Below are 15,677 nucleotides of genomic sequence, written 5' to 3'. Positions count from 1 at the left end.
AATATATATCGGGAAATTCAAGCCCCGATATGATCCCCGCCCGACGATTTTTGCATCGGGCGGGGCAGGGGTCTTACTCAGGATCGACGCTGATTTCCTTGAGCTTCTGGATGCCGAGCACATGCAGCGCCAGCTTTTCGTAGAAGCTCTCAGCCTTGCCGGTGCGGACCTTGTGGAGGAAGTACTTCTCGAACCCGATCTTGGCGGCATGAACCCACTTGCCCGACGACGACCAGTTGACGTTGCGGGGCGGGATCTGCGGCTGCGCGACGAAGGCCACGCCGCCATCGCCGAAATCGGCCAGGCAGACCGCGTTCCAGGTGCCCTCGGCGTTGGGCTCCTGACCCTCGATCAGGCGGGCGATGTTGTGGGTCGTCGCGGTGACCATGCTTTCGATCATGAAGCCGGTCTTGGGAACGCCGACCGGAACCGGCGTCGGCCCCATCGGCGGGATCGCGACGCAGACCCCGACCGAGAAGACCTCGGGGAAGGTCGGGTTGCGCTGGTGCTTGTCGACAAGGATGAAGCCGCGCGGGTTGGTCAGCCCCTCGATCCCCCGGACCGCCTCGACCCCGCGGAAGGCGGGCAGCATCATTGTGAAGCTTTGCGGGATCTCATGGGTCTTCTTGACCGACCCGTCCTCGGCCAGTTCCGTGACATGAAGCTTGTCGGCTTCGGCCCGGTCAAGCTTGGCGTTGCAGATCCACTTGATGTGATGCTGCCGGAGTTCGCTTTCCAGCAGCCCCTTGGTGTCACCGACGCCGTCCAGGCCAAGGTGGCCGATATAGGGTTCCGAGGTGACAAAGGTCATCGGCACCCTGTCACGCACCTTGGCGTCGCGCAGCGCCTTGTCGAGGATGAAGGTGAATTCGTAGGCCGGGCCGAAGCAGGACGCCCCCTGGACGGCGCCGATCACCACCGGGCCGGGGTTGGCGAGAAGGCGGTCGAAGGCCTCCTTGGCCTGAAGCGCGTGGCTGACATGGCAGACCGATTGGGTATTGCCCTCGGGCCCGAAGCCCTCGATCTCGTCGAAGGCAAGCTCGGGGCCCGTCGCGATTACGAGATAGTCGTAGCGGACCGTTCCGCCGTCCATCAGTTCGATTTGCTTGGCAACCGGATCAAGGCGTCTTGCCCCTTGCGAATGGAGTGTGATCCCGCGCTTGGCGAAGACCGGAACCAGATCCACGCTTGTCGCCTCCTCGGTTCGCCAGCCGACGGCGACCCAAGGGTTCGAGGGCACGAACTGGTATTTCGAACCCTGGTTGACCACGCTGATGTTGTGGTTCTGGCCAAGCCTGTCCGCCAGTTCGTAGGCCATGATGGTGCCGCCAAGACCGGCGCCGAGTACGACGATTTCTGCCATTTCCTGATCACTCCCCTACGCCGGACGCCCGGCAACCCTGTCGGCGCATCCCCAAAGCTGGTGCATTGGCGAAGGGTAATGCGGCGCGGTGGCCCGCGATTTGATCAAGATCAATGTATATGAAGATTTGAATATTTTAAGGAGTGCGAGGCAAGCGGCGTGCGCCGCCGTCATCGGTCGCGCAAAATGGATCGTCCCGCCGTGGCAGGCGGGACGAACGGAGCGGTCGATCGCGACCGGCGTCAGGGTTTGCAGTAAAGCTCGTAGAGCGTCTTGACGAGGCAGGCCGCGCGCTCGTCCGCGATGGTGTAGTAGATCGTCTTGCCGTCACGGCGGCATCCCACGAGGCCCTCTGCGCGAAGCCGTGCGAGTTGCTGGCTGACCGCCGCCTGGCGTAGCCCCAGCAGGTCCTCAAGCTCGCTGACCGAGCATTCGCCTTCGGAAAGGTAGCAAAGGATCATGAGCCGACCTTCATGCCCAAGCGCCTTGAGCAGGCCGGCCGCCTCGGTCGCGCGTGCCAACATGTCCTCCGCCGATGTGGGCGCGGCAGGCTCGGTTGCTATTTCGCGTGCTGTGCTGGGCATGGCCCCTTGTCTCCGATCTCCTGTGCCTTCCGGTTTCCGTTACGGAAGGCAGTGGAGATATAGGTTAAGTTACGCTGGGTTTCGAGATATCATTGCATGTTTTGCAACGGATTGCAGCAAGTGACGTTGCGATGCGGCGATTGGGCACCCCGGCAATCGCGTGCGCGCCTAGCTGTGATGGATGAAATCGCCGTAACGCCCACGCCAGAAGAGCAAAGGGTCGCCTTCGCGCAGCGTCGCCCTGAGCACGCGCCCGACGAGGATCGCGTGATCACCGCCGTCATGGCGGGCCTGCGCAAGGCAGTCGATTCGCGCCAGACATCCCGGCAATAGGGGCTGCCCCTCCGGCGTTAGCTCGGTTCCGAGCTCGGCGAAGTCCTGGCCCGACCGCGCGAAGCGGCGGCAGAGCGGCAGCTGGTCGGCGGCAAGCACATGGATGGCGTAGTGGTCCGCCCGAAGGAAACTTTCGAAGCGCTCGGACCGCTTGGCCGCGCACCACAGCACAAGTGGCGGATCAACCGATACCGAGGTGAAGCTGTTGGCGGTGATCCCGACCGGGCCACGCGGACCCGTCGCGGTGACGACCACCACGCCGGTCGCAAATTGGCCCAGAACATCGCGAAACGCGCGTTCCGTTTCAGGGGTGATGGAAATGTCCTGCATTCAAGGTCGCGCTGTCTGCCGTCTCGGTTCCCCGAGCCAAATCACAAATCGCGCGGCATGACCACCCGTCGTGGTCGTGGTCTGCGCGCTCAGGCCTCGTTGGCGCCGGTGTCGATCAGCCAGCCGCCGGGCCCGGCGATACGGTCGGGAAGGCTCATGATCATCACTTCGCGCAAGGCCACGCAGATTACGAAGCTGATCGCGAGATCGTCGAAGGTGATTTGCGCCAGGAGGTCCATCTGTGTCTCCGTATTCCGTTGCAGTGAAGGTGGGCGCCGATCGGGGCGGCAGTTTGACCGCCTCAAGGTATTTGCGGCCCGGTTCTGGGCGGAACGCGGACCTTTGTGGCGCGGCGGGGGCGCCCGCCCACAACTTCGCCGCATTTGACGCGCAGTCCCCCCGCAGCGTCGCCGGGCCACCGGATTCGAGGGTAAATTCCGGGACTTTGCCCCGCTTTGCCTTGTCGCGACGCGCCCGCGCGCTTATCTGGCAAGAACCCAACCTTGCCGGAGCGAAGCATGAGCGCGACCCTGTCCTATTTCCGTTGGGCGTTCATCGTGACAGCCCTGGGACTGGTCGCCGCGTTCTGGCTGGGGTGGAGCTACAACCACAATCTGGGCGGCGCGCTCTCGTTTTTCGTCATCGGCCTCGTGCTTGCGGTGCTGGAGATCTCGCTGTCCTTCGACAACGCGATCGTCAATGCCAACAAGCTCAAGGACATGACGCCGGAGTGGCAGCGGCGTTTCCTCACCTGGGGGATCCTGATCGCCGTCTTCGGGATGCGGATCATCTTCCCGCTGTTGATCGTGGTGATCGCGGCCAAGATCGGCCCGTTCGAGGCGCTACACCTGGCCGTGGCGCGGCCCGACGAATATGCGCGCCTGATCGGGGGGGCCCATCTGACCATCGCGGCCTTTGGCGGCACCTTCCTGATGATGGTCGCGCTGCGCTACTTCATCGACGAGGGCAAGGAGGTCGACTGGATCCGGACCCTCGAATGCCAGCTGCGCCGCTGCGCCTCGGTCCGCGGGCTGGAGATCGGGTTTGTCCTGTCCGTCGTGCTGCTTTTCGCCGCCGTCCTGCCAGAGCATGAGGTCGCCTCGTTCCTCTTCGCCTCCGTCGGCGGGCTTCTGACCTTCCTCGCGGTCGAGGTGGTCGGGCAGTTCCTCGATCGCGGCGCCAAGCTTGGCATGGCCGCGCGCGGCGGGTTGGGGGCGTTTCTGTATCTCGAGGTGCTCGACGCCTCCTTCAGCTTCGACGGCGTGATCGGGGCCTTCGCGTTGACCCACAACCTGTTCCTGATCGCCATCGGGCTTGGAATCGGGGCGATGTATGTCCGCTCCATGACCATCATGCTGGTCGAGAAACAGACCCTGGCGGAGTTCCGGTATCTGGAGCACGGCGCCTTCTATTCGATCCTTGTTCTCTCGGTGATCATGTTCGCCCAGACGCTCTGGAGCATTCATGAACTGGTCACCGGCCTGCTGGGGGCGGGGTTCATCGGGCTCGCGCTGATCTCCTCGATCCGCCACAACCGCCGGGAAAATGCCGCGTAGCGCGGCCGAGGCCGCCCGCGAAAAGAACCCGGAAAAATGACAAGCCCGGCGCGTTGTGGCGCGCCGGGCTTCGTGTTTGAAATTGCTTCCGACGTCAGGCCGGGAAGATCTCGCCGCCCGCGCGGCTGGACACTTCCAGAAGGCCCATGACGTAGCCCGCGACCGAACGGAAGGAGACGAGCGTGAACTCCTCGGCCCCGGACTTCCAGAAGGCGGCGGCGACCTGGGCCGCGCGGGTGCGGCGGATCTCGCCTTCCGCCAGCGTTCCGAAATCGACCGGGCAGAGCTTCATCAGGACTTCCGGCGCCTTGGCGCCCTGGATCGTGAAGACCGAACGGGCGTCCGAGACATCGGCGACCAGGTGGTGCTCGCCCGCCAGCGCCTTTTCAAGCGCCGCGACGGTGTCCTGGGCGGCCTCATAGGGGACCATGACCAGAAGTTCATCCGGCGACATCCAGGCCGTGGCCTTGTCCCCCGCGATCTCTATCCGGCGCGCGGCGGGCACGGCGGTGCCAGCCGCGGCCTTGACCGCCTTCTTCATCGCCGCCGAGGACAGATCGCCGCGCACGGTGATCATGCCGCGCAGACCGGCTTCCGCAACCTCGGCGAAGCCCTTGTGAGAAGCGCCGCCCAGTGCGCTGACAGCCTTAGACATTCTGCTTCTCCCCATCCTTGTCGAAGAAGACCGGATCGACGATCCGCGCCTTGACCACCTTGCCGTCGTCCACGGGGAAGTCGATGACCTCGCCCATCCGGTCGGGACCGTGCTTCACCAGACCCATCGCGATGCCCTTGTTCAGCGTCGGCGAATAGTAGGTGGAGGTCACGCGGCCCTGCATGTTGCGCTGGCCGTTGGCGTTGACCCCTTCGGCAACCGCATAGGCGCCATCCGGGATCACGCTGCCGTCCAGCGTCTCCAGGCCCACGAGCTTCCAGCGGTCGGGGCTCGCCATGTGGCTGCGTTCCTGGGCACGCTTGCCCAGGTAGTCGGCCTTTTTCTTCGAGATCGCCCACTGGAGGTTCAGGTCCTGCGGGATCACCGTGCCGTCGGTTTCATCGCCGATCATGATGAAGCCCTTCTCGGCCCGCATGATGTGCATCGCCTCGGTGCCGTAGGGTGCCACGCCGAATTCTTCGCCGGCGGCCAGCAGGGCATCCCAGAAGGCGCGGCCTTCGGAGGCCGGGACCGCGACTTCGAAGGACAACTCGCCCGAGAACGAGATCCGGTGCACCCGGGCGCGGAACCCGCCCAGCGTGCCCTCGCGCCATTCCATGAACGGGATCGCCTCTTTCGAGAGGTCCATCCCGCCCAGCTTCTCAAGAAGCTTGCGGGCGTTCGGGCCGGCGATGGCGACCTGGGCATATTGCTCGGTCACGTTGGCGGTGTAGACCTTCCAGTCCCACCACTCGCACTGGAGCCAGTCTTCCATCCAGCCGTGGATGCGGTCGGCACCCCCGGTGGTGGTGTGGCACAACCAGGTATCCTCGGACAGGCGCACGACCACGCCGTCATCCGACAGGAAGCCGTTTTCCGAACACATCAGGCCGTAGCGGCATTTGCCCACCGGCAGGGTCGACATCATGTTGGTGTAGAGCATGTCGAGGAATTTCCCCGCATCCGGCCCTTTCACGATGATCTTGCCCAGCGTGGAGGCGTCGAGCAGCCCGACCGCGTTGCGCACGGAGCGGATTTCACGGTTGACCGCGTCATGTACGCCCTCGCCCGTCCGCAGGAAGCAGTAGGGGCGGCGCCAGAGGCCGACGGGCTCCCAATGGGCGCCGTGGGTCTCGTGCCAGCCGTGCATCGGGGTGCGGCGCAGCGGTTGGAAGATGTCGCCACGCGCTTCGCCCGCGATCGCGCCGATGGAGATCGGGGTGTAGGGCGGGCGGAAAGTCGTCGTCCCGGTTTCCGGGATTGGGCGGTGCAGCGCGTCCGAGAGGATCGCCAGGCCGTTGATGTTCGACATCTTGCCCTGGTCGGTGGCCATGCCGAGCGTGGTGTAACGCTTGGTATGCTCCACGCTCTCATAGCCCTCGCGCGCGGCGAGCTGTACGTCCGAGACCTTCACGTCGTTCTGCGGGTCAAGCCACATCTTCATGCGGAGCGCGGGGCCCGCGCCCTGCGGCATGATCCAGACCGGCATCATCGGCGCTTCGGCCTCGATCGCAGCGGCGGGCGCCTTGCCCTCGCCACCCGCGGCCTTGTGGGCGTCGGTCAGGACCTCATCCGCGGTCAGGTGGCCGTTGGCCGAACCGACGGCGGTGACCATCGCCGCGCCGTCGTCGCCGGTGGCGGGACGGTTCGGATCGGGACGGAACATCGCGCGGTCAGCGTCCCAGATGAGCTTGCCGCCACAGTGCGACCACAGGTGCACGACCGGCGACCAGCCGCCCGACATCGCCACAGCGTCGCAAGCGATCGCCTCGATCTCGGCGCCTTCGCCTTCCTGGATGCAGACGGAGACGCCGGTGACGCGCTTGCCACCCTTGACCTTGGCGATGCCGTGGCCCGCCAGGACGCGCACGCCACGGGCGCGCACGGCCTCGGGCAGGGCGCCTTTCGCTTCAGCGCGGGCGTCGATGACGGTGGGCACCACGAGGCCTGCGTCAAGAAGCGCCAACGCGGTCCGGTAGGCGTCGTCGTTGTTCGTCACGATCACCGTGCGGTCGCCGGGGCTGACGGCCCAGTTGACGACATAGTCGCGCACCGCCGAGGCCAGCATCACGCCCGGAATGTCGTTGCCGGCAAAGGACAGCGACCGTTCGATCGCGCCGGTCGCGGTGATGACATGGCCCGCGCGGATGCGCCACAGACGGTGGCGCGGACGTCCGTCGCCCGGTGTATGGTCGGCCACGCGCTCATAGCCCATGATATAGCCATGATCGAAGAGGCCCGAGGCCATGGTCCGGGTGCGCAGCGTGACGTTGTCCATCGCAGAGAGCGCGGCCACCGTCTCGGCGACCCAGTCCTCGGCCGGCTTGCCGTCGATCTCGATCGCGTCGACCACGGCGCGGCCGCCCCAGTCGGCGGTCTGCTCCATCAGCCAGACGCGCTTGCCGGCCTTCGCTGCGGCCAGCGCCGCCGTCAGGCCGGCGATGCCGCCGCCCGCGACGACCACGTCGGCAAAGGCATAAGCGTATTCATAGTGGTCCTCGTCCCGCGCTGTCGGCGCCTTGCCGAGGCCTGCGGACTGGCGGATGATTGGTTCGAACACATGCTTCCAGGCGAAGCGCGGGTACATGAAGGTCTTGTAGTAGAAACCGCCGGGCAGGAAGCGGCCCAGCTTGTTGTTGATCGCGCCCACGTCGAATTCGAGGCTCGGCCAGTGGTTCTGGCTGGCGGTCACCGCGCCGTCGAAAAGCTCGGTCGTGGTGGTGCGCTGGTTCGGTTCGAACTTGCCGCCCTCACCCAGGCCGACAAGCGCGTTCGGCTCCTCGGCGCCCGACGCGATGATGCCGCGCGGACGGTGATACTTGAACGACCGTCCGACCAGCATCTGGTCAGCGCCAAGAAGGGCCGAGGCGAGCGTGTCGCCCGCATAGCCCTGCATCCGGCGGCCGTTGAAGGTGAAGCTCAGGGGCTTGGAGCGGTCGATCAGGCGACCGCCCTTGGACAGACGGGTGCTCACTTGTAACCCTCCCAGTTCGGGCGTTTCGCCTTGATTTTCGCCTGGAGATCGACGGGCGGTTGCGTGGACTGCGCCGGATAGGTTCCGAAGACCTCAAGCGTCGCGGTGCAGCGCGCGGCCAGGAACCACTTGCCGCAGCCGTAGGCGTGCCGCCAGCGTTCGAAATGCACGCCCTTGGGGTTCTTGCGCATGAAGAGGTAGCCTTCGAACTCCTCATCCGACGCGCCCGGGCCGTAGCGCTTCAGATGCGCTTCGCCACCGGCCTGGAGTTCCGTTTCCTCGGCCTTTACGCCGCAGTAGGGGCATTCAAGGGTCAGCATGTCATGATCCTTTCGGAAGCCGGCCGGGGGCGCTGCCCCCGGACCCCCGGAGTATTTTCACCAGAATGAACGAGGCGGGACGACATCAGTGCGCCACCCCTGCCGCCACGCTTTCGTCGATGAACTTGCCCTCGCGGAAGCGGTACATCGAGAATTCCTCGGTCAGCGGCGACTGGCCGCGCGCCATGAGTTCGGCCATCGCCCAGCCGGAGCCGGGGATCGCCTTGAACCCGCCGGTGCCCCAGCCGCAGTTGACGAAGATGCCCTCGACCGGGGTCTTCGACAGGATGGGGGAGCGGTCGCCGGTCATGTCCACGATGCCGCCCCACTGCCGCAGCTGCTTGAGACGCGAGATCATCGGGAAGGTCTCGATCAGCGCGCGGACGGTTTCCTCGATATGGTGGAAGGAGCCGCGCTGGGTGTAGTTGTTGAACCCGTCGGTGCCGCCGCCGATCACCATCTCGCCCTTGTCGGACTGGGACATGTAGCCGTGGACGGTGTTGGCCATGACGACCACGTCCATGCAGGGCTTGATCGGCTCGGAGACCATGGCCTGAAGCGCGAGGCTCTCGATCGGAAGCCGGAAGCCCGCCTGTTCTGCCAGAACGCTGGCGTGCCCCGCGACGACCATGCCGAGCTTGTCGCAGTCGATCGCACCCTTGGTGGTGTCGACGCCGACGACCTTGCCGCCCTCGGTCCGTACGCCCGTGACCTCGCACTGCTGGATCACGTCCATGCCCATGCCCGAGCAGGCCCGCGCATAGCCCCAGGCCACCGCGTCGTGGCGGGCGGTGCCGCCGCGTGCCTGGTAGAGCGCGCCGAGGACCGGATAGCGCGGCCCGTCGATGTTGATGATCGGCACCAGTTCCTTGACCTTGGCCGGGCTGATCCACTCGGTCGCCACGCCTTGCAGGTTGTTGGCGTAGACGGTGCGCTTGTAGCCGCGGACCTCATGTTCCGTCTGGCCCAGCATCAGAAGGCCGCGGGGGGAGAACATGACGTTGTAGTTCAGGTCCTGGCTCATCGTCTCGTAGAGCGAGCGGGCCTTTTCGTAGATCGCCGCCGAGGGGTCTTGCAGGTAGTTCGACCGGATGATCGTGGTATTGCGCCCGGTGTTGCCGCCGCCGAGCCATCCCTTTTCGATGATGGCGACATTGGTGATGCCGTAGTTCTTGCCAAGGTAATAGGCCGTGGCGAGCCCGTGGCCACCGGCGCCGACGATGATCACGTCGTATTTCTTCTTCGGCGCTGGTGAACCCCAGGCGCGCTCCCAGCCGAGGTGATAGCTCATCGCTTCCTTGGCGATGGCGAAGGCGGAATAGCGTCTCATTGCCATGCGAATCCCTTCCCGTATGGTCCGGCGTTTGTTGATCGCTTCATGAAGCGATGTGTGGTTTGCAACCGTCCGGCAAACGCCGCAATCGCGACAAATGCGACATTCGCATGCCGGGGCGCGGTCCTGTGCCTCGCATCTTGCGGGTCCTGCGGCATCGTGGCCGGTCTTTGGGCTTTTTCCGGTGCTTCCGACATTCTATATCAGGCCGGACAAGGAGGCGCGATGCTGTTCTGGATCATCGCCGCGGCGCTCGCGGCATTCGTCGTGGCGACGCTGTGGCGCGCATCCCTGGGGGGCGCCACGGCGCTTGGCAGCGCAGAGCGCGACATCACCGTCTATCGCGACCAGCTGGCCGAGGTCGAGCGCGACCTGGGGCGCGGCGTGATCGGGGCGGAGGATGCCGCGCGCCTGCGCATCGAGATCTCGCGCCGAATCCTCGCGGCTGACCGCGCCCGTGCGGCGGGCGCGGGGGAGGGCCGTGGCCCACGCTGGGCGGTGCCCGCGCTTTCGGCGCTTGCCGTCATCGGGGTGTTCGCGGTCTATGCCCGCCTTGGGGCCCCCGACATGCCGGACATGCCGATGTCGGCCCGCAGCGCTGCCGCCGCAGACCTGAAGGCGGCGCGCCCGACGCAGGCCGAGGCGGAGGCCGCCGTTCCCGAACAGCTGATCGAGCCCGATCCGGAATTCGCCGTGCTGATGGACAAGCTGCGCCTCTCGGCGGAGGAACATCCCGACCTGGCGGAAGGCTTCCGGCTTCTTTCGATCTACGAGGCGCGCCTGGGCAAGTTCGGCGCGGCGGCGCGGGCCAAGGCGCGGCTCATCGCGCTGACGCCCGAGGCCGAGGTTCGGCCTGACGATTACGCCGAACTGGCGGACCTCCTGATCCGGGCGGCGGGCGGGATCGTGACGGCCGAGGGCGAGGCGGCGCTGGGTGCGACGCTTGCCCGCGACCCCGCGAACGGAACCGCGCGCTTCTACACCGGGCTTCTGGAGTTCCAGACAGGCCGCCCGGACCACGCCTTCAATATCTGGCGGACGCTTCTGGAGAAGGGGCCGCAGGACGCCCCATGGATACCTTATCTGCGCGAAAACATCGCGACCGTCGCGGCCCTTGCCGGGGTCGATTACGCGCCGCCCGCCGCGCCGCCGGGGCCAAGCGCCGCCGATATGGCCGCCGCTGCCGAGATGTCGGGCGAGGACCGCTCCGCCATGATCCGCACCATGGTCGAGGGCCTTGAGACGCGTCTAGCCGAAGATGGCGGAACGCCGGCGGAATGGGCGCGCCTGATCGGCGCGCTCGGGGTCCTGGGTGAGGGCGACCGCGCCAAGGCCGCCTATCAGTCCGCGCTGGCCGCCAATGCCGGCAACGCCGCCGCACTGGCCGAAATCGACGATGCCGCAGCGCGCGCGGGGCTTAGCCAATGATCTGCGAAACGATCGAGGACTTCCTGGCGGCGCTGCCGCCGATGCGGGCGGTGGCGGGGCTGGACCTGGGGGAGAAGACCATCGGCGTTGCCGTCTCGGACCGGATGCTGTCGGTCGCAAGCCCATTGCAGACGATCCGCCGGACCAAGTTCACCAAGGATGCCGAGGCGCTTCTGGCGCTTGCCGCCGCGCGCGAGCTGGGGGGGCTGATCCTGGGCCTGCCGCGCAACATGGACGGCAGCGAGGGGCCGCGCTGCCAATCCACCCGCGCCTTCGCCCGCAACCTGTCACGGCTGACCGATATGCCGATCGGCTTCTGGGATGAGCGCCTGTCCACCGTCGCGGCCGAACGCGCGCTGCTTGAGGCGGATACGTCGCGCAAACGTCGCTCCGAGGTGATCGACCATGTGGCGGCAGGGTATATCCTTCAAGGTGCGCTCGACCGGATCGGGCATCTGAGGCGGCAGTGATGACGGACGAAGTCTGGAAGCGAAAAGAAGTCGACAGCCCTTGCATCAAGATCTGCACCGTCCACCCGGAGGCGCGGATCTGTATCGGCTGCCATCGCACCATCGACGAGATCGCGGGCTGGGGCCGGATGAGCCCGGACGAGCGCCGCGCGGTCATGGCCGAACTGCCGGGCCGCGCCGGGCTTCTGCGTCAGCGCCGGGGCGGCCGGTCGGCGCGCCTGGGCAACTGACCCCGGCTCAGCGGGCACGCAGCGGCCGTCAGTCCCAAGCCAGCCACGCTTTCTGAGAGATGAGCTGCGGGCGGAAATAGGCGGTTGCCCGACCCTCAATGGGCGCGCGGGCGTCCCTTTCCCAGGGGCTGATCCCGTGCAGCAGCATGCGGTGCATCAGCACCGCCTCGCCGACGCGAAGTGGCACGACGCGGCGCGGGCAGGTTGCGAAGATCTCCCTCCGTGCAGCCTGATAGGACCCCGTCAGGTCGACCTCCCCCCACCGGGCGGGCGGCGTGTCGGCCAGTGCCGCCCTGAAGGCGCGGGCGACGATGCGCTGGCTTCCCTCCCAAAGAGCGAGCGGCGATGCGCCTGGATCGGAGTCGTTCAGGCCGATCCCCAGGATGTAGGCATGCGGTTCCTTCAGCATCCGGCGCCGCTCCGGGCCGACCGCCAGAAGCCCATCGACATGGGCGGCGTCCCGGCGCAGGCGAAAGCCATAGGCGGCCTCGCCTTCGTCGGGGGAGGGCAGAGGGTAGCCCGGCCGGGTCACGGAAATCTGCGCGCGGTGCAGCGGGAGCAGGCCAAAGGCGGCTGCGGCAGCCTGCGCCGCCGCCCCGGCAAGCGGCACGCCGTCCACCGAACCGTCCGCCGCGTTGGGCAGGGCTTCCAGCCCGACAAGCCAGGTTCCGCCAGAGCGCCAGTCCGCCGCCGGGTCATCGACCGCCGCCCGCAGATGGGGCAGGGCGGCGCGCACCCAGGCAAGCGTAGCGGCCTCCGCCGGGAAGCGGACCCATCCCGCCCGGGCCAGATCGACTACCACCCCGCCGCCTTGCGCAGCATGTTGAGGGCGACGACGGCGAGGAAGGCCGCGAAGACCTTCTTCAGCGGGCCGGGGTCCATCGCATGGGCCAACCGCACGCCCCAGGGTGTCGTGATCAGGGTCATCGTGATGACGAGGACGAAGGCGGGAAGGTTGACCGCGCCGAGCGTCAGCGGGGGCGCCCCTGTGACCGCGGTGATCAGGAATCCCGCGACCGACGGCACCGCGATCACCACGCCGAAGCCCGCGGCGGTCGCCACGGCGCGGTGGATCGGCGTGTTGAAAAGGCTCATCAGCGGCACGCCGAAGGACCCCCCGCCGATCCCCATCAGCACCGACAGGAACCCGACCAGGGGCGAGAGCACGGCGCGAGCGGCTCCGATGGGCATCGCCGCGCCCAGGCGCCAGCTTGACCGCCCGAGCCCAAGGTAGAAGGCCACCACCAGTGCGAGCGCGCCGAAGATCGCCTGAAGCGCTGGTGTCCGCAGTTGCGCCACCGCCAGAACCCCGGCAACGGCCCCGATCGCGATCCCCGGCGCCCAGCCCTTCAGGATCGTCCAGTCGACCGCGCCCTTGCGGTTATGGGCGTGGACCGACCTGAGGGAGGTCACGATGATCGTGGCAAGCGAGGTCGCGACGCAGATCTGCATCAGGTCCGGCCCGCCGTATCCCAGCGCCGAGAACGCGTAAAAGAAGGCCGGGACAAGAACGATGCCCCCGCCCACCCCCAGAAGCCCGGCAATCACGCCAGCACAGCCGCCGATCGCCAGAAGCAACACGGCCATTGTCAAAAGTTCGCCCGTTTCCGGCATGATCCCCTCCGCAACCGTGCCATTGGTAGCGGGTTTGGCGGAAGGGCGGAAGGCCTCAGGCGGCGAGGCGGCGCACCTCGGCCAGCGCGGCATCGACGATATCCAGCCCGGCGTCTGCCCCGTGACCGCGCTCGGACAGCACCCGACGCCAGCCGCGCGCGCCGGGGCGGCCGTGAAAGAGGCCCAGCATGTGGCGCGCGATCTGGTGCAGCCGTCCGCCGCGCGCGAGATGCCCGGCGATATAGGGCTTCATCAGCTCCACGACCTCGAACGGGTCGGGGCCGGGCGCTCCGCCGAAGATGACCTCATCCGCGCGGCCCAGGATCTCCCAAGGCTCATGATAGGCGGCGCGACCGACCATCGCGCCGTCAAGGCCGCGCTCCAGGAAGCCGCGCGCCTGGTCCAGCGACTGCAGACCGCCGTTGACCGAGATATGAAGATGCGGATAGGCGCGCTTCATCGCCTCGACCAGCGGATAGTTCAGGGGCGGGACCTCACGGTTTTCCTTGGGGCTCAGTCCCTGAAGCCAGGCCTTGCGCGCATGGATCGCGAAGCGGGTGACGCCTGCGGCCGACACGGTTTCGAGGAAGGCAGGCAGCACCTCCTCGGGGAGCTGGTCGTCAACGCCGATCCTGCATTTCACCGTGACCTCGACCTTGGTCGCGGCGATCATTGCCGCCACGCAGTCCGCCACCAGCCCCGGCCGTTCCATCAGAACGGCCCCGAAACATCCCGACTGGACCCTGTCGGAGGGACAGCCGACGTTCAGGTTGACCTCGTCATAGCCGTAGCCTTCGGCGATCCGCGTGGCCTCCGCCAGTTCGGACGGCTCCGAGCCGCCAAGCTGCAGCGCCACGGGATGCTCAGCCCCGTCGAAGCCCAAGAGGCGGTCCCGATCGCCATGGATCACCGCGGGCGATGTTACCATCTCTGTGTAAAGCAGGGCCTCGCGCGACATCAGGCGATGAAAGAAGCGGCAGTGCCGATCCGTCCAATCCATCATCGGGGCCACGCTTAGACGCGATGCCTTTTCTGCGCTATTTATCAAGGTTTCAACGCCTTCTTCACCTAAGCCGCCTGTAGCGCGATTTCCCCGGATTTCCGGCAGTTTGGCCGGGATTCTGGTGGTTCTCGATTCTGAGGTGCCACCGTGTAGCACACCCGAGCCGGCAGGACACCGCCCCTTACAGCCATTCCGCCACCCCCGGGCAACCGCCCGCCTTGGGTCTGGAAGAAAACCAGGGAAATCGGCAATCAAACTCCTGGCACCTTTTTCGGGGCGGACCGAATGCCTCTTCAGAAAACCGAAGAAGGAACCTTCCATCATGACTACATCGCAGACAGCACAAAGACGATGCTCGCCAAGATCACCGCCCTACGGGCCGCCAGCCAAGGCAAGCAGTTCACCGCCCAACCATTGCTGAGTGCGGCAGTGCCGGTGCATAAACATGCGCCAGCCGCAACGCTGAAACAGGCTGCGCCAAGAGCCGCCAAAGCCACAAACGGAAAGGGCGAGAAGACGGCGACGACGGTCGAGTTCAACGAGCCCAACATCACCGAACGGATCACATTCGGCGGGTGCAAAACCTACCGTGTTCAGATCTGCCGCAGAGTGGACGGAAAAAAGCATAGCCTTTGCAATACCTTCCAACATCTGAAACGCGCCAAGAAATGGCGTGACAAGAAACTGGCGGAAAACGAACTGCATGGATTTCAGGCCCAATTCACCGCCGAGAAAACGATCGCGGATGTCATTGCCGATCGCCTCAAGCGCGGAAAAGATCTTGGCCGTTCCGCAAAGCAGAATCTCGAACTCGTCAAGAACCACGTTTTCGGAAAGAAAAAGGTCTCCACGCTGACCCAGCCGCAGCTCCACGAATTTGCTGAAGAGCTTATCGACGAGAAAAAGAGCTCCGCGAACCGTTGCCGGCTACATGACGCATCTGGCGTCCACCCTGAAATTGACGCATCGCCGCGGGACCCTGATCCCAATCGGGTGCGTTACGCTGGCAATGGGAACGCCGTGGGAAGACGAAATCCTCGCTCACTCGCTCCGAGGAAAGGAAGAGACGTCCCGAGCTTGCAGAACTCGACAGAATCCCTACGGCGATTTCAGGCAACCCTCGCCAGAAAACGCCTGTCGCGATCCTCATGGTTTTTGCACTGTGCTCCGCGCGCAGATTGAGTGAGACCTGCCGTTTGCGTTGGGATGATCTGCGGGAAGTCGGCGGCGAAATCTTAGTGCGCGACATGAGGCATCCCCGAAAGGCGAAGGGTAACGATGTCTGGTGCACCCTTCCCGAGGAAGCACTGGCGATCATCCGGTCAATGCCCAGAACTTCAGAATACATCTTTCCCTATAACGCACGTTCGGTGGGCACCGCCCGCTTTCAAGAGCAGTGGGAAGAGATGGACGGAAACTGACTGACAGGTGACCGCTACGGATACCGAAACATGGGGCGGCGGCCGGTGGAAACCGGCATGTCT

Annotated in this window: 16 protein-coding genes; 5 read left to right on the top strand and 11 right to left on the bottom strand. The window is 65.9% G+C overall.

Annotated features, from left to right (window positions below; genetic code table 11):
• Positions 1-73: 73 nt before the first annotated feature.
• From OE647_RS17595 to OE647_RS17580, 4 genes are all read right to left on the bottom strand, one after another.
• Positions 74-1,363: an NAD(P)/FAD-dependent oxidoreductase gene (locus OE647_RS17595; RefSeq protein ID WP_263723076.1), complete on the bottom strand. Its 1,290-nt coding sequence runs from the start codon at positions 1,361-1,363 to the stop codon at positions 74-76.
• Between the two features lie 242 nt (positions 1,364-1,605).
• The gene (locus OE647_RS17590; protein ID WP_263723075.1) at positions 1,606-1,947 is read right to left on the bottom strand and encodes an ArsR/SmtB family transcription factor; all 342 of its coding nucleotides are present in this window, start codon (positions 1,945-1,947) and stop codon (positions 1,606-1,608) included.
• A gap of 168 nt (positions 1,948-2,115) precedes the next feature.
• A complete protein-coding gene (locus OE647_RS17585) occupies positions 2,116-2,610 on the bottom strand; it encodes a flavin reductase family protein (protein ID WP_263723074.1) in 495 nt (164 codons plus the stop codon).
• Positions 2,611-2,699: 89 nt separating this feature from the next.
• Positions 2,700-2,849 (bottom strand): hypothetical protein, encoded by a 150-nt coding sequence (locus tag OE647_RS17580; protein ID WP_263723073.1) that lies wholly within the window; start codon positions 2,847-2,849, stop codon positions 2,700-2,702.
• A gap of 279 nt (positions 2,850-3,128) precedes the next feature.
• Between OE647_RS17580 and OE647_RS17575 the strand changes: the two genes are divergently transcribed.
• On the top strand, positions 3,129-4,166 hold the full coding sequence (locus tag OE647_RS17575; protein WP_263723072.1) for a DUF475 domain-containing protein: 1,038 nt from the start codon (positions 3,129-3,131) through the stop codon (positions 4,164-4,166).
• 94 nt (positions 4,167-4,260) lie between these two features.
• Here OE647_RS17575 and OE647_RS17570 read toward each other — a convergent pair whose 3' ends face one another.
• The 4 genes from OE647_RS17570 to OE647_RS17555 form a co-directional block, all read right to left on the bottom strand.
• Entirely contained in the window at positions 4,261-4,821 is a 561-nt protein-coding gene (locus OE647_RS17570; RefSeq protein WP_263723071.1) for a sarcosine oxidase subunit gamma, read from the bottom strand.
• Positions 4,814-7,795, bottom strand: a complete 2,982-nt coding sequence (locus OE647_RS17565; protein ID WP_263723070.1) for a sarcosine oxidase subunit alpha family protein — start codon at positions 7,793-7,795, stop codon at positions 4,814-4,816. Before OE647_RS17565 ends, OE647_RS17570 begins: the two co-directional genes overlap by 8 nt.
• Entirely contained in the window at positions 7,792-8,115 is a 324-nt protein-coding gene (locus tag OE647_RS17560; RefSeq protein WP_263723069.1) for a sarcosine oxidase subunit delta, read from the bottom strand. The genes OE647_RS17565 and OE647_RS17560 overlap by 4 nt, the downstream gene beginning before the upstream one ends.
• 85 nt (positions 8,116-8,200) lie before the next feature.
• Positions 8,201-9,445, bottom strand: a complete 1,245-nt coding sequence (locus tag OE647_RS17555; protein WP_263723100.1) for a sarcosine oxidase subunit beta family protein — start codon at positions 9,443-9,445, stop codon at positions 8,201-8,203.
• A 228-nt stretch (positions 9,446-9,673) separates the two neighbouring features.
• Here OE647_RS17555 and ccmI point away from each other — a divergent pair, with 228 nt between their 5' ends.
• Genes ccmI through OE647_RS17540 form a run of 3 tightly spaced genes read left to right on the top strand, consistent with a single transcriptional unit; the run spans position 9,674 to position 11,576 of the window.
• Positions 9,674-10,876: a c-type cytochrome biogenesis protein CcmI gene (gene ccmI, locus OE647_RS17550; protein WP_263723068.1), complete on the top strand. Its 1,203-nt coding sequence runs from the start codon at positions 9,674-9,676 to the stop codon at positions 10,874-10,876.
• Positions 10,873-11,346 (top strand): Holliday junction resolvase RuvX, encoded by a 474-nt coding sequence (gene ruvX / locus OE647_RS17545; RefSeq protein WP_263723067.1) that lies wholly within the window; start codon positions 10,873-10,875, stop codon positions 11,344-11,346. The genes ccmI and ruvX overlap by 4 nt, the downstream gene beginning before the upstream one ends.
• Positions 11,346-11,576: a DUF1289 domain-containing protein gene (locus OE647_RS17540; protein WP_263723066.1), complete on the top strand. Its 231-nt coding sequence runs from the start codon at positions 11,346-11,348 to the stop codon at positions 11,574-11,576. Before ruvX ends, OE647_RS17540 begins: the two co-directional genes overlap by 1 nt.
• Before the next feature lie 28 nt (positions 11,577-11,604).
• Here the strand turns inward: OE647_RS17540 and OE647_RS17535 are convergent, their stop codons facing one another.
• From OE647_RS17535 to dusA, 3 genes are read right to left on the bottom strand one after another with little or no spacing between them, the layout of a single operon-like run.
• Positions 11,605-12,378, bottom strand: a complete 774-nt coding sequence (locus tag OE647_RS17535; protein WP_263723065.1) for a hypothetical protein — start codon at positions 12,376-12,378, stop codon at positions 11,605-11,607.
• A complete protein-coding gene (locus OE647_RS17530; RefSeq protein WP_263723064.1) occupies positions 12,372-13,190 on the bottom strand; it encodes a sulfite exporter TauE/SafE family protein in 819 nt (272 codons plus the stop codon). The genes OE647_RS17535 and OE647_RS17530 overlap by 7 nt, the downstream gene beginning before the upstream one ends.
• A gap of 55 nt (positions 13,191-13,245) precedes the next feature.
• A complete protein-coding gene (gene dusA, locus OE647_RS17525) occupies positions 13,246-14,235 on the bottom strand; it encodes a tRNA dihydrouridine(20/20a) synthase DusA (protein WP_412174975.1) in 990 nt (329 codons plus the stop codon).
• A gap of 243 nt (positions 14,236-14,478) precedes the next feature.
• Between dusA and OE647_RS17520 the strand changes: the two genes are divergently transcribed.
• Positions 14,479-15,375, top strand: coding sequence for a hypothetical protein (locus OE647_RS17520; RefSeq protein ID WP_263723062.1), 897 nt, complete (start codon positions 14,479-14,481; stop codon positions 15,373-15,375).
• Positions 15,376-15,677: the final 302 nt, after the last annotated feature.

Source organism: Albidovulum sediminicola (genome assembly GCF_025751575.1).
GTDB classification, from domain to species: domain Bacteria; phylum Pseudomonadota; class Alphaproteobacteria; order Rhodobacterales; family Rhodobacteraceae; genus Albidovulum; species Albidovulum sediminicola.
This window is presented reverse-complemented; position numbering and strand designations above follow the sequence as displayed.